This window comes from Fulvivirga imtechensis AK7 (assembly GCF_000331535.1).
Taxonomy (GTDB): domain Bacteria; phylum Bacteroidota; class Bacteroidia; order Cytophagales; family Cyclobacteriaceae; genus Fulvivirga; species Fulvivirga imtechensis.
This window is the reverse complement of sequence record NZ_AMZN01000021.1, coordinates 13,235-35,080: the sequence shown is the minus strand read 5'-3', so window position 1 is coordinate 35,080 and position 21,846 is coordinate 13,235. Positions and strand designations below refer to the sequence as shown.

The following is a 21,846-nucleotide window of genomic DNA, read 5'->3' as shown; positions in this document are numbered from 1 at the left end:
CATGCTGACTCCTCGTCAGCATTCGAGTCCCGTCCAGACCGCAAGACGAGAGTCAAATAACACTAAAATCGCTTAAAATTAATTTTTAAGCGATTTTTTTATACCGCACATCAATTCAAATCAATACGATTCAATACTCATGTTGACACTATTGGGAGTTACCTGTGGGCAAATGAGGGTACAGGCAACTACTTAATTAATAGTGTCTCTAAGAAAACGTCAATGTCTGCGTTACGTTTTCTTAAAGCCGCTTAGAGTTTTCATACAAACACTTATTATAATAAGGCTATACTGGCGGCTGATTTACCAAAATCCAGAACATTCCCAGTTCGGCAACAGCTTTGGAAAAGTTATCAAAGCCAACCGGCTTTACCACATAGGCATTTACACCGAGGTTATAGCTTTCTACAATATCCTTTTGTTCCCTGGAAGATGTCATGATAACCACTGGAATAAGCCTGGTGCGTTCGTCTGATCGGATCGCTTGCAACACCTCAAGGCCATCTACTTTAGGCATCTTCAGGTCAAGTAAAATTACCTTGGGCTTATCATGGACTTTCCTTTCGGAATACTTTCCTTTCCCAAAAATAAAGTCCAGCGCCTGAGCTCCATCCATAAGGTGTATCAGGTTATTTCCGAGATTATTCTTTTTGAGTTCGCGGACCACCAGCTCCGCATCTTCCATATTATCTTCAACCAGGAGTATGTCAACATCATGCATATTCTTCATTCTTTGTGATTTTTATTCGCATCTGAGTCTGAGACGGGCAGAGAAAAGTAAAATGTAGCTCCTTCGTCAACTTTTCCTTCAGCCCATACTTCACCTCCATGCTTGCTGATCACCCGATGCACCAGTGCCAGTCCCACTCCAGTTCCTTCAAATTCACTTTCACTATGCAGGCGTTGAAAAACCCCGAACAGTTTGTCGTAATAGCGCATATCAAAGCCTGCCCCATTATCTTTTACATAGTATACATAATATTCATTTTGTGCCTGACAGCCAATTTCTATTACGGGATTTTCCTTTTTCATTGAATATTTTATGGCATTGGAGATGAGGTTCGTCAATACCTGCCTCATCATTGCGCTATCTCCTTCTACTTTCGGCATCGGATGGATAGCAATACATAATTCTTTGTTTTGTTGTGAAGCCTCAAGTTCATGAACAACGATCTGCGTCAGTGCTTCCATATCGAGCATGACCTTGGAAAGCTCCTGTTTTCCAACTCTTGAAAAGGCGAGCAGATCATCAATCAGTCTTCCCATTTTTAAGGCATTTTTAATGATAATGTTCAGCACCCGCTGGCCTTCATCATCCAGTTTTTCATAATAATCTTCTATTAATATCCTTGAGTATCCATCAATTGATCTTAACGGAGCCCTTAAATCATGTGATACCGAGTAGGAAAAGGACTCGAGTTCTTTGTTGACATCCTCCAGTTGGCTCGTTCTATCAGCAATTTTTTGCTCCAGCTCCTGGTTAAATGCTTGTATCTTCTGATTGCGTTCCAGAATTTCGGTAAGCATATGGTTGAATGCATCTGTGAGCAAGCCAAGTTCGTCATTGCCTAGCTTATTCGCACGAACGGTATAGTCCTGTCTTTCCGAAATGGCCTTAGCTGTATTGGCCAGAGACAAAATCGGCCTTGTAATGGCTTGTTGCATCCTTTTGGAAAGCACATAGGCCAGTAGCACAGAAACAGCTATAACGAGGAGCACTATACTACCATATAGTTTAAGTCGCGAATACATCGCCCCAAGATCAGACTTAAGATACAATGTGCCCAACTGGTTGTCTAGTTGCACTATTGGCTCCACACCTACGAGATAAGAATCTTTAAAGTGATAGCCTGCCTTTTTTACTGCTAAGGGAAAAGCTGACTGAGTAAGGTCGCGAGGATAGTGCGTAAAAAGATCACCATTCTTATCATAAATACTTGCTGCTACTATATGTGGCTGCGCCTTAAGGGAGGCAAGTATTTCATATGCATCATCACGACTATCAAATGCCAGTGCCGCAGTGCTATTGGTGGCAATTATTTCACCGAGAACGGAAAGCTGTCGAACCGTAGTTTGTCGAAAAGTGAAGTACTCGTAGGCAAAGTATGCTGAGCAAGTTAAAAGCAGTACTGATCCACTGGTAAGCAAGATAGCTCTCATAAGCTTACGCTGGATCGGTATGTCTCTCCATGCCATTGCCATGTTTATTGCTTATTATTATACATATCTGCTACTCGAAGTAATTTTGAGCTGACCTTTAAATCAGCTTCCTTGATCGACTCCAAATTGATCTTCATACGTATTCTACCATCTTGCAGAAAAAATCCTATCATACCACCACGCTTCATAAAGGCCTCGGTTGCCTCTCCTACAATCAATACATGCTGCTGTTTTAATTCTTCCGCGATGGAGCCCAATTCTCCGATATTATCCGGGTTCACAAATAAAATCTGACAGTTACTTACCTCTTTAACATTTTCATATTGCTTCACTACCAAAGGATGACCTGTCAGCTTTTCATGATAAACCGTTTCATGCAAATAGGTACCAAAAGGGTTCTCTCCTAAAATACCGATAACTAAAGGCGAATCCTTTTCTGCAAATGCCTTTGAAGGCCATTCTACAAACTGCACAAAATTAAAAAGGAAAACGGCCTTAACCTTGTACTCGTTTGACGGACTGATCTGTGCGGATATCAGGAGCATACAAGCCGCCAACAAAAAGTATTTTGGTTTAGGCGCTATCGTCTTCAAAATCGACACTTTAAGGTACCATAAATATTTCTTGGTATTTCAATAAGTCCAAATTCCTGATGCTTATCCTCCCAAAGATTCTGCCCTGCAATGGAAAGCTCCACATTCTCGCCCGACCAGGCCAGACGTGCATCGAATGTAAAATAATCGGGGACTACTCGTGGTAATTTATCAGTATACCGGGCAGTCAGGTCGAAATTCAGGTTCCACGGCAGATCAATGATAGATTGCACTAAAAATCTATGTTCTGCATCATTGGCAAGTATAGTAGGATCGAAGTCATGACCAGGTTTGTTTCTAATATCCATCTTCAGGTAAGTGTACCCGCCTCTTAACCTCCACCATGACGCGGCCTGATAGTTTCCCGAAAGCTCAACCCCTTCTGATTGTGCTTCTGAACCATTTTGTATCTGATAAGTTAAGGTACCCGGCAGCGCTTCTACGCTATAGATGTCATCGTAAACATTGTAAAAGGTCGCCAGTGATAGAGAAACGGCTTGTGCCGGGCGAACCCGATATCCCAATTCATAAGCAATGACTTTTTCCGAGTTGAAATTCGGCCCACCTGCCACTTGTGGAGCTCCTGGCGCAGGATTGGTGGGAATATAATAATCCACATCGATTCGGCTCGGGGTACGAACAGCCCGCGACACGGCCCCCCACACTGTATGATCTTTGTCAGGGGTCCAGGTAATACGAACGCTTGGCTGAACCTCAAAATCAGTAAAAATATTATGTGATAATTTTGAGCCTACCGTTATTTTAAAGGTCTCGGGGACTATCGATATTTCGTCCTGAACAAAACCATTGAACAGGTGCATATCTCTTTCGTTGGGCAATATTCCTGCGGCAGTGGTGTAATTTTGAGTGTCATCCTGCATCAGTCTGTAGCCCACACCTACCATTACCCGATGCCTTTCACCAACGGAAAAATGATGCTGAATATCAATATCATAGGTTGCAAGCGCAAAACTTATGGTGGGCATTCGTCTCCATGTCCGATCAAAATAAGCTTGTGCAACCAATTGTGACCGATCTGAAAAAATGTGAGTCCACCTACCCAGTACATTTTGACCGTCAAAATCTGTTTGTCTTGGTACCGTTTTTTCATCGCCAATGTAATAATCGCCCTGAAATGTTAAATTATCGGTCTTTGAAAGCTCCCAATCAATTCGAAAACCACCTTGGTAAAGGCCCCACTTATCAGCAACATCCTGATCATCGGCCTGTACAGTATGATTAAGGTCAAAATGCTTTCCATATACACGATAGCAAAAGTTATCTCCTATCTGCCCGCCATATCTAACCTCCTGATTGTTTCTCAGCATTGATCCAACAGAACCGGAGGCATACAGACCCTGTGTTTCCCCGGCCGATTTAGTCAATACATTAATTACCCCATTGACAGCATTTGCCCCCCATAGTGTGCCTCCAGGGCCACTAACTACTTCAATTCGCTCTACATCTTCCAATAACACATTCTGAGCATCCCAGAACACTCCTGCAAACAATGGTGTATATACAGTACGACCATCAATCATAACTAATAGTTTATTGGCGTAGAGCGTGTTAAATCCCCTGGAACTAATGACCCATGCGTAAGAGTTGAGTTGCGCTACATGTAAATTAGGGGCTAATCTCAATGCCTCAGGCAAACTGGTAGCAGTGGAACGGTGGATGTCTTTATTTCTGATCACCTGTATAGCAGAAGCAACCTCTGTAAGTTTCTCGGGATGTTTGGATACTGAAGTCACCTCAATAGCCATTAGCTCTTCAATGCTAAGCTTCTTCAATTCTGAAGGCGATAATGACGCCATATCCTGAGCCCTGATCTTGCTGACGCATAGAAACAGTCCGAAAATTATTAAGAAGTAAAAACGGTGCGATTTATTTCCATTGTTATAACGGAAAAATGCACATAGCGTATTACTCAAAGCCAATTCCATACTTTAGATTTGTGGTTTGAACATTAATCATCCCTCCTAAGATCAATTGAAACATTTCCTCGAAAAAAATTTTTCACTTTAAGCAAAGTAAAAGCTTAAGGATAATAATACATTTGAAGAGTTATTGTTTATCTGACAGGTGTAGGAATTATCTAAAACTTTAATAATCAACCGCATCACTCTCAAAAAACCTCTCAATGATCTGTGAACTATCAGCCATGGCTCGAGACCACTACTCGCATAGTTTGTGCTAAAATGGTAAAGAAATGCTAATACGAACTTCAATAAAGCTGTCCTTCATGTGATTATTAAAGATCCAAATTAATCACCTGGCAGTACTTCAGAGTCACAGAAAAGGGACGTCAATAGCGAGTATGGCGGAGATATCCCGGGGACAGTACTGAATGGATGGTAAAAGATGAGCAAAAGCTGGAACGGTTTTGATAAATTGTGGCTGATCTGATCTGCATGTGTTAGTCTATGAGTGACAGACCAAGGTGAGGGGAAGTATTTATTTCTAACGAGATTGCTCAATATTAGTTCATACTGGCCGTTAAAACACAAAACTAATAAATGAAAGATTTGATAATAAGCTCTAAATACGTATACTATTTTGTTTTATTGATATTTATTTGTGCATTAGCTTCATTTGCTTACATCTTGCCGACCCTTAGCAAAATCGAGGATGAAATACCACTCTACATTATCATATTTCTAACTTCGGTTATGTTCATATGGTTCATATTTGGTTTGCTAAATAGAATGATCCATTTCAAGATTGATATCTATAAAAAAACAGTTATTTATGGAAATGTCTTTTTCCAACGTAAAGCGCCATTTACAGATATAGAGCAAATAAGCAAAAGTCAATGACCCGGTAACACCTATAGAATAGATATTGATTCTAAGAAGTATGTTTTCATAGCGCATAATCTTAATCTAAAGATGGTAAAGGAGATTATTTTTAGCAACACCTCAATCAGGAGCAAAAGGTAAAACCTCCTACTCCTGATCAATATCTCAACTACTCATCTTTCAAATTATCCACAGGATTGATAAAGATGGCCTGGAGGGTCTGGGAACCTATGGTGATCACTCCAAACAGTAGCAATATCAATACACCGATCGTTATGGTAAGTGGATCCACCGAAACATGGAGGCTGAAATTTTCCAGCCACATTGTGTTTAGAAGGTAGGCCGCCGGTACAGCAATAAGCATAGCGATCAGCAATATGGACAGGTATCCTTTGGAAAGAATGTAGACGAGAGTGCCATTTGAGCTGCCCAGCACTTTTCTCAGTGATATTTCCTTTTTACGTGTTTCTATCGTATATGTAGCCATTCCCAACAATCCCAGACACGAGATGATCACCGCCAAAGTGGCTATGAAACCAATCACTTTTACCAATGTGCCAAAGAGGATCTCATATAGTTCCCCCATCTTTTCCTCGAAGTCCCGGATCTCTACTTTCAAACCGGGATTAACGGCTGCCCATGATTTTTCGATGGTCTCTGAGGCCTGCGCAAAATCTCCGCTATAGCTCACCTGAAAAAGAGTGAATTCATCGGGGTTATACATCAGTGCCAGCGGTTCCAGTCTTTCAACAGCCATTTCGTGAATATAATTTTTAACTACTCCAATAATCTGCTTTTCGGTGGAATCACGCTGGTAGATGATCACCTGTCCCAATGCTTCGGCATTAGATGCGAAGTTGAAAGTCTTCACTGCTTCTTCGTTGATCACAATAGTATTTTCATTGGATTCTCCCGCTTCTGCACTAAAGAACTTTCCGGCCAACAAAGGTATCTCCATATTATCAAGGTAGTCTTCGTCTACAGCAAAATATCTAACCTCAGCCCAGTTTTCTTCTTCCAGAGTCTTTTTAAAACCTTCACTATAAACTACCCCTGCAGATGGAATATGTGAAGCCAGAGCAACATTGTTGATGTTATTTTGGCTTAAAAGCTCAGCTTTCAGTGCTTCATGGGGGGTGTCCCCCTTCTGAAAGACAATCTTATTTGAGGGGTTAAAGCCATAGTCGCTGTGAAGGAAAAGGTTGAGCTGGTTGTATATTACAATAACGGTGAGGATAAATATCAGTGAAAAAGAAAATTGCACGATCAAAAGCGCCTTTCTCATACCAATTTTTGACATCAGCCTGGTGTTATTCAGGTTCTTCAACACTTTTATCGGCTGAAAGCCCGAAAGCACTGTGGCAGGGAACAAACCGGCCATAATACCTACCACTACGGCAAATGCAAAGAATACAGCATACACAAAAGCATTGGCGGTCATGTTCCAATGCATCACTTTCGCAAAAGCCAGCTCCAGCAGAAAGGGTTTGAGCAGTACCAACAATAGCGAAGCCAGCACCAGCGCAAAAAGCGAAATGATCACCGACTCGCTGATAAACTGATTAAATATTTGTATTTTCTTTGCTCCTGTCACTTTTCTCACGCCAATCTCTCTCGCCCGGCTCATCGAACGAGCGATGGAAAGGTTGGTGAAATTGAAGCAGGAGGTAATCAAAATAATAGCCGCCAGGCCAGATAAGAAATAAATGATAATCCAGGGCATGAATGGGCCAATAGGATTATTTACCAACGGCCCGGGGGTGATAGACATCAGTGGCTGTAGCCTGTAGGTCGCAGCGGTAGTTTCAGGTGTAGGCAGCTCCGCAAAATGCTCATCATGGATCTTCGCAAGGTGAGGTTCAATATCAGCGGCCTTCTTTCCTTCTTCCAACATAATGTAGACCCATCCGGTATAAAAGTTATACCAGTCATTACTCTGGTTGCCGAGCACACCCGCAGCCTGTAGACTTTTCATGGTAGACATACTTGCATAAGCCTCTACCACTATATGCGACTTATCGTCTGTTTCCTTTATCACACCAGTCACTTTGTAAGTACCCAAATCCCCAACTTTTAGCGATTCCCCTACCGGATTCTCTTCTTTAAACAGCTTTGCGGCAGTTTTCCTGGTCAGCACCACCGAATAAGGTTCTACAAGAGCAGTAGCAGGATCTCCATATTGCAATTCCAGTGCAAACATGTCCAGCACCTCAGGATCTGCATAATAACCACTCACAGGAATGTTAATATCATTACCAGGCTCCAGGGAAATCCAATTATTGCCGAAGCCTCTAACCAACCGCACCGCCTTTTCCACCCCGGTGTAGTTGTTGAGTAACTCATCGCAAATGGGTAGAGAAGTGGTAGCATTTTCATTACCTCTTTGTTGCTGGTTTCCATTGTAATAAGGCAGTGAGTTGACACGATAAATACGCTCACGACCAGGGTTATGTCGATCATTCATCATTTGGTTTGCCACCAGCATAATAATGAGCATACAAACAGACATGCCCACGGCAAGTCCAAAAATATTGATAAAAGAAAATACCCTGTGCTTCAGGATATTTCTTATGGCTACTTTAATGTAGTTTCTGAGCATGGTGTTGTTATTTTATATTCTGAGTTTAGACTGAATTTGAGCATTAGACAGGTTTAGGAAGAAGAAGGTTACAGGCGATCACTAATTTTTTTTGAGCAGCAACTGACAAAAGTCATTTTTCATTTGCTTTTCTGGTAGTATTTTGTCTTTCCTCAACTAACATCCGCTATGAGAATAAGCAATGTCAAAAACAGCTTGTGCTTAGTGTGTATCAATCGCCCGCTTTGTCTTCCAAAAAATGAGTTTCCGTTTTTACATCTTGCTGATGAACAATTTAGTCACCGCGATTTTTTATATTTCAACAAAGGGAGTTACCTATTTAAAAGAGGGGATACTTTTGAAGGTATTTTTTGTATCTACAAGGGAGCGGTGGCAATCACTGATCAAGAAAATGAAGATCCAGGTGCTTTGCATGCCACAGATGGCGATTATGTAGGTTATAATTCGATCAGGAACGGGCGCTTCATTAACAGCGCGATGACAACAGAAGACACATTTTGCTGCTTCCTGAAAACGCGGGAGGTTCAGCAGTTGTTGTATGACAGGCGACCTGTTGCTCCAAAAATTGTTGAGGGTTTTTAATGGCAGATTATATCTCTTAAACAGATGGCGCAACATTTTAAGTCGATCCCATTAAAACTCACCATAAAAAATCATTCTTAATAGCATTGGCAGTGAGGGATACGGTGCAAGGATTTCACCTTGCAGGTCTGGTAGTAGACATGATGAAGGTGAAAAAAACCAGCAGTCAGCCATTAGGATGGAGATCAGTAATTCATATAACAGAATCAGAAAATTCTATAAAACGCCCCCCTGTTAAAGTTCGTTAATTTGTATTAGATGGAGGCATCAAGGGATCCGCCTCTTTAATTAGTGTTTGTAAGAAAAATCTAAGTGGCTTTAAGAAAACGTTAAGGTCAAGGCTTGCGAAGTTCCAAAAAGCGGTAGTCCCGTACAGTTGTTACAGTTGTCGGGAAGAGCATTTTTGGAACGAGCGTAACGCGGACATTGGCGTTTTCTTAGAGACACTAATTAAAAACAACTACTATGGACCACTCCAAGCATAAGGCGCATACTCATACAACACATGGGAATAGCCAATTGAACCAAGACGCCATAACCAAAGAGCATGAGGTAAAGGATCAGTTAGCCGAAACTACCCTACACGGTCATGATGCACATGTACACGACAAACACGCTGATAGACAGAGTAGCCACCACGGCCACCACGGTCACCATGCACACATGATCGAAGACTTTAAAAAGCGGTTTTGGATATCGCTGCTGCTGACGTTGCCGGTGCTGGCACTTTCAGAAATGATACAGCACTGGTTGGGATTTACCATTCAATTTACTGGCAGTCAATATATTCTATTTTTACTATCCACTATTATCTTTTTCTATGGCGGCTGGCCATTTCTCGTGGGATTAAAAGATGAGGTGAAGGAGAAAAATCCCGGTATGATGACTCTTATCGGTGTAGCTATTGCTGTCGCCTATGTTTACAGTTCCGCTGTAGTATTCGGGCTTGAGGGGATGGACTTTTATTGGGAGTTGGCGACACTGATTGTGATCATGCTGTTGGGGCATTGGGTAGAGATGAAGTCCGTAATGGGTGCCTCACGAGCACTGGAGCTGCTGGTACAGATGATGCCTGCCGAAGCACACGTGGTACATGGTGACCATGTGATGGATGTGAAGGTCGAGCAACTGAAGCCCAATGACATCATTCTCATCAAAGCTAATGAAAAAATACCTGCCGATGGAATAGTAATAGAAGGTGAAAGTTACCTGGATGAAAGTATGCTCACCGGGGAAAGCAAACCCGTAAAAAAGACAAAAGGCGACCAGGTAATAGGAGGTTCAGTCAACGGGAATCAATCATTGAAGGTAAGGGTAGCCAAGACAGGAAAAGAAAGCTACCTTAATAAAGTTATCACCCTGGTGGAAGAAGCGCAAAAAGCAAAATCCAAGACGCAAAACCTGGCCAATGTTGCAGCGCGTTGGCTGACATTTATCGCTATTGGTGCCGGAACAGCCACATTGGTCATATGGCTAGCTATGGGCAAACCTTTTGACTACGCCCTGGAACGAATGGTAACAGTAATGGTCATTTCGTGTCCCCATGCACTGGGACTAGCCATCCCCCTTGTGGTTGCCATATCCACTGCAGTCTCTGCCAGAAAAGGGTTACTGATCCGAAACCGAACTGCCTTTGAAAACGCACGTAAAATAACTGCTCTCGTGTTCGATAAAACCGGAACGCTAACGGAAGGTAAATTCGGTGTTTCCAGGTATGAAAGCTTACTCCCTGATATAACCGGTGAAGAATTATTGACAGTAGCTGCTTCGTTGGAACAACAATCAGAGCACCCCATAGCACAGGGCATTGTAAAAAAGGCAAAAGGGCAAAAACTGGAGCTAAAAAAGGTTACAGATTTCAAATCTTTAACTGCCAAGGGGATCAGGGGTAGTATTTCTGGTGTGCAGTGGCTGGTAGTAAGCCCGGGATATTTGCGCGAAAACAAAATTGAAATACCAGCTAATACCACTTCTGATGCTGCAGAAACCATAGTATTTCTAATCCGGGAAGAAAAACTCGCTGGTTTTATCGCTCTGGCTGACAAAATTAGAGAGGAAAGCCCGAAAGCGATCGACATGTTACGTGCTAAAGGAATAAAACTGTATATGGCCACTGGTGACAACGAAAAAACAGCTAAATCAGTAAGTGAAAAATTGCAACTGGACGGCTACTATAGTGAGGTTATGCCCCATGAAAAGGTAGATGTGATTAAAAAACTCCAAAAGGAAGGACATTTTGTTGCGATGACAGGTGATGGCGTTAATGACGCCCCCGCCCTTGCCCAGGCCAATGTTGGCATTGCCGTTGGCTCCGGGACAGATGTAGCTGCCGAAACCGCTGATATTATCCTGGTCAACAGCAATCCCAGAGATATAGCCAGTCTCATTCTTTTTGGCAGAGCTACCTATAAAAAAATGATCCAAAACCTGATTTGGGCTACAGGTTATAATGCCATATCGCTGCCACTGGCGACCGGTTTTGTATCAGGGCTGGTGATTAGTCCTGCAATAGGTGCAGTATTTATGAGTCTTAGTACTGTTATTGTAGCGATAAACGCTCAACTATTAAAAACAAAACTGAAGACGTAGAAAAAATATCATCAGGCAGGATCAGCCTGATGATATTAAAAGAAATCAAGTGGCATATTCTCTCAGGTTGTCAATCACCTTCCTAAGGGTGGCAATGGTAGTGGCATACTCTTTTTCCGAAACACCGGCCATCGCCTTTCTTTTAATTTCCTCCTGTATTTGACTTACCTCGGCATATGCCCTCCTCCCCTTAGCTGTGATACGAATTCGCTCATGATCCTCCATAATTAAGCCGTCCTTTACAAACCTCATAATCACCTGATCCGTCACCTCATCACTGTCAAAAAAGTTTAATAACATTTTTGACTCAGTGGCAAGGGCACTTTCCTTTTCATGGATAAAATTTAAAAGCTGCCATTCTATTCGGTTAAAACTGCCATGGTTCCGGGTCCTTCTTGTCAAATGAGTAAAAACAGTATCAGCTTCTCTAACCCAGGCTCCTATCGGGCTTTTTTCGTCAATAATTTTCGTATTGGTCATAATAAATGGATTTTGGTCATACAACCTCGGTCAATTCTTTCTTGGCCACTATGGCTTCAGTAAACCATAGAAACTCATCTAAGAACTTATTTGCCGACCGTGCTATTGTCTCATTTAACGGCTCAAAGCTGTCATTAAATGCCTTTTGGATTTCCGGAACTAAAAGTTTTAGCGGAAGAGCATATGCGCCAAGGCTAAGGATAACATGCTGCAGTTGTGTAGAGGCATTAATACCGGCCATCTTCCCTCCAGAAGCAGCAGCTACTCCAATAGGTTTCTTTTTAAATTCTGCCCAATAGTAATCGAGCATATTTTTAAGCGCTCCTGAGTAGCTCCCGTGATATTCAGGGGTCACGATGATCAATGCATCACTCTCCTGGAGTATTTTTCCTACTTCCTCCACTGCCGAGTCATCAACTCCTTTTTGCCCAAAAACTGGTAGTGGAGTATTCGCCATGTCAATGACATTGATATCCATACCACGATTTGCAAGTTGGTTTTCGAGGAAAAAAGCCAGGCGGTGCGACTGACGTTCCTTTCTCACACTCCCTAAAATAATTGCTATTTTCATTGCTTTATGGTTTAATATTGAAAATTGATTTATGAGTAAATACGGATGTGAGTACTCAAATTTTCAACATTTCAATACCATTTGCCTATGACGGCATTAACTTTATCTATAATTAGTGTCTTATTGTATTTTGCACTCCCCCTGGTTTGTGGAAGAGCACTTAAGATCCGCCTCCATAATTGCTTCACATTCCATAGACTGCGAACCTAAACAGTAATAAAAGTCTTTAAACAAATCACTCCGGCACCTGTTTTCCAACTAGTATTGAGTCAAGTGTACTATTACTGTGCCGTATAAGTTGCAGTTATTTTTTGTTCCAGGCAACGCAAAAAATATGAGCATCCCGAAAGCTTTAAAGCTTTCGGGACGTAGGTATTTTTTAAGGCAGCATGGAACAACAAGAACCAAGCTTGGTATGGCTAAAGTATGCTTAACTTAACAATAGTGTGGTGATAGGCTAAATTAGTTTAAGCAGCACTTCGGGAATATGGAAATTGAAGACGCATTACACTTGTTTGAGAGCTATAGTTTATGGTTGATCATCATCGGAATTGCTCTTTTGGGCACTGCTATTCTACCTCGTATATTAGCTGACTTCCCATTTTCCATGCCTATAGTACTGTTACTCTTAGGATATGCCGTCATAGCGCTCCCCCTAGGACTGAAGCCACCTGATCCGCTATCCGAGGGAGACTATACGGAGCACCTGACGGAGTTAGGCGTGATCATTGCCCTCATGGGTGCAGGGCTACAAATTGACCGTCCTCCAAGCTTGAGAGGCTGGAATAGCACCTGGCGCTTACTTGGCATTACGATGGTACTTACTATTGTCCTTTGCGCACTAGTTGGCTGGTGGATAGCGGCCTTTGCCCCTGCAACAGCAATGCTTTTGGGGGCTGTGATCGCCCCAACGGATCCAGTGTTGGCATCAGAAGTACAGGTAGGGGCACCGGGAGAAAATTCAGAAAACAACGAAACAAAAGATAAAGATAAAACCAGCTTAGGGGAAGAAGATGAAGTTCGATTTGCGCTTACTTCAGAGGCCGGGCTCAATGATGGCCTGGCGTTTCCGTTTACCAACATGGCTATTGCCATGGCTATAGCAGGCCCTGCTCCGCACAACTGGATAAGAAATTGGTTACTGATCGATGTATTATATCAATTAGTTGTTGCCATTGCAATAGGTCTTGGGCTGGGATATGTGCTTGGGCGTGCATTACTGGCTATGCCAGCTAAAACAGATCTTGCAATAGCCATGATCGGCCTGGGCGCTTTGGCTTCTACTTTGCTGGTATATGGCCTTACTGAATACTTCGGTGGTTATGGGTTTATAGCAACGTTTATAGCAGCGATAATGATCAGAAACCATGATCGAAGCCATCGCTACCACCACTCAATGCATGTATTGATCGAAAAATGTGAGCGCATCCTGACGGCTGTGATCCTGCTTGCCCTGGGTAGCGCTATCGCTGGTGGCCTTCTGGCAACTCTCAACTGGCACCTCATTGTTTGTGCATTGTTAGTTGTTTTCATTATCCGTCCTGTTTCCGGCATATGCGGCATGATTGGCTATACGCATGCTTCCTGGCGTGAACGATTGGCTATCAGTTTTTTTGGGATACGAGGTATTGGATCTCTTTATTACCTTGCCTACGCGCTAAATGAGCAAACGTTTTCCCAAGCCCGTGATCTTTGGGCGCTTGTTGCTCTGATAGTAGTAATTTCCATTTTTGTACATGGAATATCAGCAACTCCAATTATCAAAAAAATCGATCAATGGAGAGAAAACAAAAACAAAACATAATCATTATCCTGCCCACTATATGATCCAAATCAGTTAGTTTTTATGATGAAGGTCATAATTTTTCCTGCAACTTACCCATAGGTTTGTATATAATATCAATCAGTATGGGTAGTTCGACATATAAATAAACATAAGCGACATGACCAAAAATATTGAAAACCTGCCGTGCGAATTTTGCCAGAGCAGAAAGCGCTCTCTTTTCAGCGAAGTATCGGAAGAAAATCTCTGCCGGCTAAGCGCTGAAAAAAACTGCGTTTTTCACAAAAAGGGTCAAACATTATTTTATGAAGGCACACGCCCAATGGGACTTTTTTGTATCTATGAGGGAGCTGTAAAGGTCTACAAATCCACCTCTAATGGCAGAGAGCAGATCATACGCCTAGCCAAAGCGGGTGATTTTCTGGGGTATCGTGCGCTGCTTGGAGAAGAGCATTACGCAGCCTCCGCTACCATACTGGAAGATGCTAAAGTGTGTTTTATTCCAAAGGATACCTTTATGCGACTGTTAGAAGAAGATCATAAATTATATCAAAGACTAATGAAAGAGGTATGTCATGAGCTGGGTATCATGGAAGAGAAGGTCACTGAGCTTTCGCAAAAATCAGTCAGGGAGCGCCTGGCCCATACGCTTCTCATGCTTATAGAAAGCTATGGTGTAGAAGATCGCGACCATACAAAGAGCATCGATATTGCACTTTCAAGGGAAGATCTGGCCAGTATTATCGGTACTGCCACCGAAACACTTATAAGACTGCTTTCAGAATTCAAGAGTGACGGGTATATCAAATTGGAAGGCAAGAAAATTAGGGTCGTTAATGCAAAAGGGCTTGCCAAAGTATCGGATTACTATGCATGATATGCAACCTGAGGCTTCCTGATCAAAAAAACATCATGTTTTTCCTGATAAAAATCACCTCATCATCTGTACACGATCATTTCACGACTTTCCCGATAGGCCTAATTTTGATGGTATAGAAAAACAGGAAAGTTATGGCTAAACTGAACATCACCATCGGATATACCGATCCCAGACCAGATCAAACATTTATTAATCTTGTACGGAATATCTGCTCCAATCGACCATTAGCCAATGATCCGCCAGAGATACAAATAGTTCAGTTGGCCAAACATAATATCCGGACGTTCATCAATGCTGTGGAAAATGTAAGAGAAACTATTCACGCAGGCCATTCAGCACCTTCTTTCCCGGAAGATTATTTCTTCAATCTCATAGTATTTGATATTAAAAAATTGCATAAAGCTTATGACATCATACCCTTGCTCATAAAGGAACTCAAGGGTATAGACTGTGCCCTTTTGCTGTTGAATGTAAATACCAATGAATTTAACAGTATTGTTTTGAAATATGACGGCACAGATACCACTTATAATTCCATACTATCTTTCGCTAAGTTATTTCCCAATAAAGCTAAGAATGTCAAAAGCTCCACACTCATTTCCCCTTTTGCTTTTAAACGATCAAAAGTGGCGGCAGAGAAAATGTTTGTTAAAAAAGTATCGACATACTATGGAGATCTGGGATTTATAAAGTTACCTCTGGATTCCGTAAATGATTTCTGCAACTATGCTTTGAAAAACCAGGCTGACCTGTTGGTATTATCTAAAGGTGATCTTTATGAATTAGCACAACTATTTTCCAACGGATCCTTTAGGCATTTCAATGGACTTTCGGTGTTTATTTCTACCGGATCCTTATCCAATTTTAGAATAGATGCGGGATAAAAATCGGAAGTCGGACTTTAAATTCCCTTACCCACCTCTGTATCTCCTCCCAGGAGGAGAAAGAGCATGTATATAAAAACTCACCGGTTTTGCATTACTTCATCACCACTTAATATTCAGGTTCTTCCGACTTCGGTCTTCGGACTTTCAAAATCATTCATCGGATGAGACTTGCTTTGAGCAGACACTCATCCGATGATGAGTTTGCACTTTGCTTCCGCCACTGTCCTCCGCTGGCGGAGGTGGTAGAGCGTGGAGCCGAGCGCAAGGCGCTAAGTGTCAATCCACCTCTGTATCTCCTCCCAGGAGAAGATTGGTATGCACGTGTTTAGGGATGGAGATTCGTCTTCCAACTCAAGACTCATGACTCAATACTAATAACTAAAAAATGCCAACTGTTCTCATTGCCGTATGGTCATTTCATGGTGTAGAATAAAATAACTATTCCCGGGTTACAAGGTTATTAGTTTTAAAAACAACCTCACCTTATGCTGATTTTTAGCAAATTAATCACTAATGAGGGTTGTTTTATGCGGATAGTCGATCAATAACATCCAATTACCAACAAACGTCAGTTTTTCCGGTGACAACAAACACCTATTCAACTGACACACATCATACTTTGCCGATGCTACGGGCTCTAGATTTGTTCAAGAATTTAACGATGACCAAAAACCCAAAATCATGAAAGCACTTACCAATAAATATCTGTTCATGCTGCTCCCGATGGTTGTAATGAGTTGGGGCCTCAGCGCTCAAACCAACCATACACTATCACCCGGAGCAGAATTCTCTGTTTCCGGTACATCTTCCCTGCATGACTGGACAATGACTTCTTCTGAAGGTAAGGGAGAGGCCGTTATCACTGCCGAAGCTAAAGCGCTTCAAAGTATAGAGCAACTCTCCGTAACAATGAAAGCTGAGTCGCTTAAAAGTGGAAAGTCAGGAATGGACGGCAACGCGTATAAGGCGCTGAAAACGGGGAAAAACCCTGACATAAAGTTTAATCTGAAAAATGTGAAATCAATAGAGAAAAAAGGTGATTACTACCAGGTTATGGCTGAGGGCACACTTACTATAGCTGGGGAATCCAGAACTGTGGACGTGGTGACCAAAGCCTATCCCAATGGCAACACCATCAGGTTTACCGGTAGTAAAACCTTTAATATGACCGACTTTAAAGTTGACCCCCCTACAGCTTTGCTCGGAACTATCAAAACAGGGGATGAAATAACCATAAACTTTAGCTTAACATTTAAATCAAAACAATCATGAAAAAGTCAATGAAATTGCTCCTGGTAGTCTTATTTGCTGCCACAAGCTGGGCCGCTTACGGTCAAAGTAGCAGAGCCCTACAATACTTCAGACCTGTGGGTCAGGATGGAATCAATGTATTTGAAACTTCAAAAACGGACACTGTTGAGTATGATGGGTTGAAGGTAAGAGTTGGTGGCGCATTTGCTATGCAATTCCAGGCCATAGATCAGGAAAATGGACTTTCCGGTCAGGAAAATTTGTTCCCATTGGTAGAATTAGGTTCAAACCTCAACCTGCCAACAGCCAGCCTTGTGCTTGATGTACAGTTACATGATGGTGTAAGGATGCATCTTACTTCTTATCTTTCTTCAAGACACCATGAAGAATCATGGGTGAAAGGCGGATACATTCAAATGGATAAACTGGATTTTATCAAACCAGGTTTTTTGAAAGGTGTAATGGATGTAACCACTATCAGGGTTGGTATGGATGAATTCAATTACGGTGATACACGCTTTAGAAGAACTGATAACGCGCGGGCTATTTATAACCCTTTTGTAGGCAACTATATCATGGATGCTTTTTCAACTGAAGCTTTTGCTGAAGTAACGGTTCAGCAAAATGGTTTCCTTGGAGTTGTGGGTATTACCAATGGTAAGCTCAATCAGAGTGTAGTAGTGAACGATAACTCCGACAACAAGCTTTCTTTCTTTGGTAAATTGGGTTATGACAACTACATCGCTGATGATTTGAGAGTGCGACTGACCGGATCAGTATATATGAATAAAGGTAATACAACCGGATCATACCTGTATGGTGGTGACCGTGCAGGTAGCAGGTACTACTATGTAATGCACACTGTAGCTGACGGTGGAAGTAATTTTGAAGGCCGGTTTAATCCCCGCTTTAAGGAGATAACTGCTATTCAGGTCAACCCATTCATCAAATACAAAGGAATAGAGTTCTTTGGAGTCTATGAGGTAGCTTCCAATAGTGATGATGAAGGAAATGGCCAATTTACACAACTGGGTGGTGAACTTATTTACAGGTTTGGTAGTATGGAACAACTGTATGTTGGGGGAAGATACAATGTAGTGACCGGTGAAATGATAGAAGGGGCACCAGAAAGAGAAATAAATCGTTTAAATATCGGTGGTGGTTGGTTTATGACCAAAAATATAATGGCAAAAGCCGAGTATGTGAACCAAAAGTATGAAGGCACAGGATGGATAGGTTCTAAATATGCCGGTGGTGAATTCAACGGATTCATGGTTGAAGCAGTCATTAGTTTCTAATACCTTAAAATTATAGTCTACGCCTACCAACGGACATTATGAAAGTTGGTAGGCCATGGGCTTAAAACCAGAAAAAGATGAGTGCAATAAGTGTCATTTTTCTTCTAAGCTCCTTACTGGGATCACCGAAAGCTGACCCCTGCCTGATCATTCAGGAAAAAAGTATCACCATCAATGGAAATACTTCTCTGGGTGGCTTCAGTTGTGACTATGAGGTAGCCGGGAAAGGTGACACTTTACACATTAACACTTTGCATATTTCACCTTATAGCTTCACTATTCCTGTGGAAGCATTTGAATGCGGTAATTTCATACTAAACCGCGACTTTCAATCCACTTTAAAAGCCAAGACTCACCCAAAAGTAACTGTCGAAGTGCTGAGTCTGGAGGAAAAAGAGCCCGGTACTATGAAGGGAAACATCAGACTATCACTCGTAGGAAAGTCCAAAACGCTCGAAAATATTGAGTTTTGTATGAAGCTGGATAAAACAAGGCAGGTACTTTCTGCCGATTTTGTGTTTTACGCCTCTGAATTTAAGCTCACCCCTCCCCGCAAGCTAGGAGGACTTATCAAAGCAGAGGATGCTATGGACATCACCGTATCCCTGGTACTAAAACCAGCGTAAAATCAATCATTCCTATACATATTCGACAACACCTGAACGATTAGCTTCAGGATGTCTCCCCATTATACCGTCATTGCATTCCTTACATATCAGCCCGTGCTCCTGCCCGTCATGTGTACCAAAATGTGAGTGAATCTCCAACTTTTGCTTGTCCATACCCAAACGGCTGATGGTTTTGTCTAAGTCAACAAATACACAATCGAAGTATGCCCATTCCCTACAGTTGTCGCTCCAGGCCTGACCTCTGTAGGTCTCTTTAATATTTTTACTGATGAGTTCGGCTTCAAGGGGTTTTAAGTGTTGGCAAAGCATAGTTATAAGAATTAAATATATATTAACGTGAGTTCGATATAATAGAAACCGATTAAATTGTATTCGTATCTAAAAACAGATCTAAAAATCTCTTTAAGGTCATTCTGCCTGTCCCGAATTTGTCTAATTTGCCTTGGGGAGGGCACGAAGAATCTTACTAAGTTCAAGGATACTACCAACAACTTAGGAAGATCCTCCTCCCGAAAGCCTTAAAGCCTTCGGGATAGGATGACTGACCTTTTTTAAGCATTTTATATCGAACTCACGTTATATTAAAAGATAAAACTGTCTAAAGTCAATCCGTCATTCCAAATTTTGATTTGGAATCCCCTAAAAATACGTAGAAACTAATCGGGTTTTGTAATCCCGATAACTATACTTTAAAGGTGCTATAACAGTGTATAAAAATTTTGCTCTCCATATGGCATTACAAATTGTTAATGTGCTTAAATTAGATGAACTTATAGAGCATAGTGTAGATGAAAAAACTGGTTTTTATTGTGGAAGATAATCCTGTGCAGCAAAAGATGCTGAAGGTGCATTTTGAAGAGAATTTTACCGATTACAATGTAATAACTTTCAATCATCCTGAAGAAATGATGGCCAGAATTAAAGAAAAACCATATGCTGTCATCCTGGATCACCTTTTCCCTGATGGTCAGAAAACCGGTTTGGATTACCTGAAGCTACTCAAAAGAAATTTTAATTCCATACCTGTGATCTACTACACCACACTGAATGATGAACTGCTTCAGGATGAGGTAACAAAACTTGGCGCTGAAAGATACATCATTAAGGATTCCGCTTCATTGGTCAACCTGCGCACTGCTCTGGACCTGCTACACGAAAAAAAACAAAAGAAGTCGTTTTTTAGGAGGCTTTTTGGTTAAACCCCAACTATTCCTACTTCGAGTTTAGCATAGTCTATTCACTATCATTTTTTACTCACGGTTTCCGGCGGTTCCCCAATATACCGGCTTACTGCGATTGATCCTTTTTGCCACTGCCGCTAACTTGAATTTCAATTACGGAATGCTGATTGGAGGTCATCCTGAGGACATTTTCTAAATCAAAAAACCAACACAATCTAAATTTATTTAAAACTATGACAAAATTATTTCATAATAAACCAACTACATGGTTCTGTATCGTACTTTTCAGTGCGCTGATAGTTGCTTCAAGTTGTTCTACAGAGGAAGAAGTATCACCGGAACCTGAATACTCAGGAGAAGAGATTTTCAGAGGACTATTTTTCTGGCAAGGACCCCTGGCCGGCAAAATGGAAGTATTAAAACCGGGGGCCGAACAGCTCGCCACAAATATGACAAAAGATCAATGGGCTGAATATGCTCAATTTTCTGATGAGATTGTCCGTCAGGTAAATGTGATAGACCCAGGATACCTCGCAGAGTTCAAAAGAAGCATGCAATCTGAAAATCTCTATGAAATAGAGCTTGCATTACAAAATGCTCAAAGCATGTTTGAAGCAGCCGGAAAGAGGTCCAGCTACGCAGAACACTTCGAGCTTTTGACGGAGATCAAAGACAAAAATGTTGATGTCAATTCAGAGAAATTCAGGAACCTGGACCTGACGAATGCAAAGGACGCTGAAGCTTTTGCCAAAATATTTAAAGAAGATTATGGTATAGAACTTCCCGGCACCAACACCGTTTCCGGTCGTGGTCACTGCCTGGCTGTGTTTGTTGTGGCAGTTGTAGCAGGTAATGTGGTATACGTGGTAAATGTAGCTGCCGCATGGAACGTGGCTATGGCTGCCAACTTCACAAAGGTACAAAATTATCAAATACCTCGCTTTGAGTCCAATGATGCAACAGCTAAGTCTCTCATTTCTGAATTGGCTGCAGTAATCAACTAAAACTAAAATTACCTCATGATGACAAGGCATAACATCAGCATTGCTTTAATCTGGAGCATTTGGCTATCGGTGATATTCTTCACGCTGAGAGCCAATAATGCTCCGGATTATCAAATGCCTTACTCGGCAAAGAAATTGTTGTCTTCGCTCCTTCCTCAGGGATGGGGCTTCTTCACAAGAGATCCAAAAGAAGGCATTACAGAAGCATACAGCTATGATCAAAGTACTGATGAAGTCTCCTTAATAACAGTAAAAAATGCTTCGGCAGCAAATGCGATTGGATTTTCGCGCAATGCACGGTTCGCAGGTATAGATCTTGTGTTTTTGTTGGAGTATGCCAAGGCTGATATGTGGCACAAGGGAAAAGGAGATTTTAAAGATAATATTCCTCTAACAGCGGATACCATCATTGCAGATAAGCCCATTCAATATTTCCCTGAGGGGGAATATATCCTTCACAGGTATGAGCCCATACCCTTTGCATGGGCAGGTAAAGGACAGGAAAGTTACAGGCCTTATTTAATAGCACGAGTACAGGTAACGAGTAAAAAACAGTAA

Annotated in this window: 20 protein-coding genes; 12 read left to right on the top strand and 8 right to left on the bottom strand. The window is 41.8% G+C overall.

All coding sequences use genetic code 11. The features are described from left to right. Positions 1–286 precede the first annotated feature (286 nt). The 5 genes from C900_RS06710 to C900_RS06685 all read right to left on the bottom strand — a co-directional run bounded on the left by C900_RS06710 (position 287) and on the right by C900_RS06685 (position 8,153). Positions 287–730 carry a response regulator gene (locus tag C900_RS06710; protein WP_245558405.1) on the bottom strand — a complete coding sequence of 148 codons (444 nt, stop codon included), beginning with the start codon at positions 728–730 and terminating at the stop codon, positions 287–289. Then, on the bottom strand, positions 727–2,202 hold the full coding sequence (locus C900_RS28170; protein ID WP_051052795.1) for a sensor histidine kinase, YfiR-like protein-associated: 1,476 nt from the start codon (positions 2,200–2,202) through the stop codon (positions 727–729). The genes C900_RS06710 and C900_RS28170 overlap by 4 nt, the downstream gene beginning before the upstream one ends. A gap of 2 nt (positions 2,203–2,204) precedes the next feature. Further along, the gene (locus C900_RS06700) at positions 2,205–2,753 is read right to left on the bottom strand and encodes a TOL_0243 family YfiR-like periplasmic protein (RefSeq protein WP_157493924.1); all 549 of its coding nucleotides are present in this window, start codon (positions 2,751–2,753) and stop codon (positions 2,205–2,207) included. Then, positions 2,750–4,699: a TOL_0244 family TonB-dependent receptor gene (locus C900_RS06695; RefSeq protein ID WP_009578940.1), complete on the bottom strand. Its 1,950-nt coding sequence runs from the start codon at positions 4,697–4,699 to the stop codon at positions 2,750–2,752. Before C900_RS06695 ends, C900_RS06700 begins: the two co-directional genes overlap by 4 nt. A gap of 1,024 nt (positions 4,700–5,723) precedes the next feature. Next, positions 5,724–8,153, bottom strand: a complete 2,430-nt coding sequence (locus C900_RS06685; RefSeq protein ID WP_009578938.1) for an ABC transporter permease — start codon at positions 8,151–8,153, stop codon at positions 5,724–5,726. A 168-nt stretch (positions 8,154–8,321) separates the two neighbouring features. On the opposite strand from C900_RS06685, the gene C900_RS06680 reads away from it, so the two are divergent. Continuing rightward, positions 8,322–8,735, top strand: a complete 414-nt coding sequence (locus tag C900_RS06680) for a cyclic nucleotide-binding domain-containing protein (RefSeq protein WP_083867446.1) — start codon at positions 8,322–8,324, stop codon at positions 8,733–8,735. A gap of 465 nt (positions 8,736–9,200) precedes the next feature. After that, a complete protein-coding gene (locus C900_RS06675) occupies positions 9,201–11,324 on the top strand; it encodes a copper-translocating P-type ATPase (RefSeq protein ID WP_009578935.1) in 2,124 nt (707 codons plus the stop codon). Positions 11,325–11,369: 45 nt separating this feature from the next. On the opposite strand, the gene C900_RS06670 is transcribed toward C900_RS06675, so the two are convergent. Further along, positions 11,370–11,804 (bottom strand): hypothetical protein, encoded by a 435-nt coding sequence (locus C900_RS06670; protein WP_040495940.1) that lies wholly within the window; start codon positions 11,802–11,804, stop codon positions 11,370–11,372. 16 nt (positions 11,805–11,820) lie between these two features. Further along, a complete protein-coding gene (locus C900_RS06665; protein ID WP_009578933.1) occupies positions 11,821–12,375 on the bottom strand; it encodes an NADPH-dependent FMN reductase in 555 nt (184 codons plus the stop codon). Between the two features lie 487 nt (positions 12,376–12,862). Here C900_RS06665 and C900_RS06660 point away from each other — a divergent pair, with 487 nt between their 5' ends. The 7 genes from C900_RS06660 to C900_RS06635 all read left to right on the top strand — a co-directional run bounded on the left by C900_RS06660 (position 12,863) and on the right by C900_RS06635 (position 19,100). After that, positions 12,863–14,179: a cation:proton antiporter gene (locus tag C900_RS06660; RefSeq protein WP_040495938.1), complete on the top strand. Its 1,317-nt coding sequence runs from the start codon at positions 12,863–12,865 to the stop codon at positions 14,177–14,179. A gap of 139 nt (positions 14,180–14,318) precedes the next feature. After that, entirely contained in the window at positions 14,319–15,035 is a 717-nt protein-coding gene (locus C900_RS06655) for a Crp/Fnr family transcriptional regulator (RefSeq protein ID WP_009578930.1), read from the top strand. A gap of 134 nt (positions 15,036–15,169) precedes the next feature. Further along, positions 15,170–15,922: a hypothetical protein gene (locus tag C900_RS06650; protein ID WP_009578928.1), complete on the top strand. Its 753-nt coding sequence runs from the start codon at positions 15,170–15,172 to the stop codon at positions 15,920–15,922. A gap of 164 nt (positions 15,923–16,086) precedes the next feature. Further along, on the top strand, positions 16,087–16,254 hold the full coding sequence (locus C900_RS29780) for a hypothetical protein (RefSeq protein ID WP_157493923.1): 168 nt from the start codon (positions 16,087–16,089) through the stop codon (positions 16,252–16,254). Between the two features lie 352 nt (positions 16,255–16,606). Next, positions 16,607–17,197, top strand: coding sequence for a YceI family protein (locus C900_RS06645; RefSeq protein ID WP_009578927.1), 591 nt, complete (start codon positions 16,607–16,609; stop codon positions 17,195–17,197). Then, a complete protein-coding gene (locus C900_RS06640; RefSeq protein WP_009578925.1) occupies positions 17,194–18,474 on the top strand; it encodes a hypothetical protein in 1,281 nt (426 codons plus the stop codon). The genes C900_RS06645 and C900_RS06640 overlap by 4 nt, the downstream gene beginning before the upstream one ends. 77 nt (positions 18,475–18,551) lie before the next feature. Next, the gene (locus C900_RS06635) at positions 18,552–19,100 is read left to right on the top strand and encodes a YceI family protein (protein WP_009578924.1); all 549 of its coding nucleotides are present in this window, start codon (positions 18,552–18,554) and stop codon (positions 19,098–19,100) included. A 12-nt stretch (positions 19,101–19,112) separates the two neighbouring features. Here C900_RS06635 and C900_RS06630 read toward each other — a convergent pair whose 3' ends face one another. After that, on the bottom strand, positions 19,113–19,412 hold the full coding sequence (locus C900_RS06630; RefSeq protein WP_040495933.1) for a hypothetical protein: 300 nt from the start codon (positions 19,410–19,412) through the stop codon (positions 19,113–19,115). A 479-nt stretch (positions 19,413–19,891) separates the two neighbouring features. Here C900_RS06630 and C900_RS06625 point away from each other — a divergent pair, with 479 nt between their 5' ends. The 3 genes from C900_RS06625 to C900_RS06615 all read left to right on the top strand — a co-directional run bounded on the left by C900_RS06625 (position 19,892) and on the right by C900_RS06615 (position 21,846). Then, complete coding sequence (locus C900_RS06625; RefSeq protein WP_009578922.1) at positions 19,892–20,302, top strand: response regulator; 411 nt, start codon at positions 19,892–19,894, stop codon at positions 20,300–20,302. 215 nt (positions 20,303–20,517) lie between these two features. Beyond that, a complete protein-coding gene (locus C900_RS06620) occupies positions 20,518–21,288 on the top strand; it encodes a sporulation delaying protein family toxin (protein ID WP_009578921.1) in 771 nt (256 codons plus the stop codon). 15 nt (positions 21,289–21,303) lie between these two features. Next, the gene (locus tag C900_RS06615) at positions 21,304–21,846 is read left to right on the top strand and encodes an SdpA family antimicrobial peptide system protein (protein WP_083867445.1); all 543 of its coding nucleotides are present in this window, start codon (positions 21,304–21,306) and stop codon (positions 21,844–21,846) included.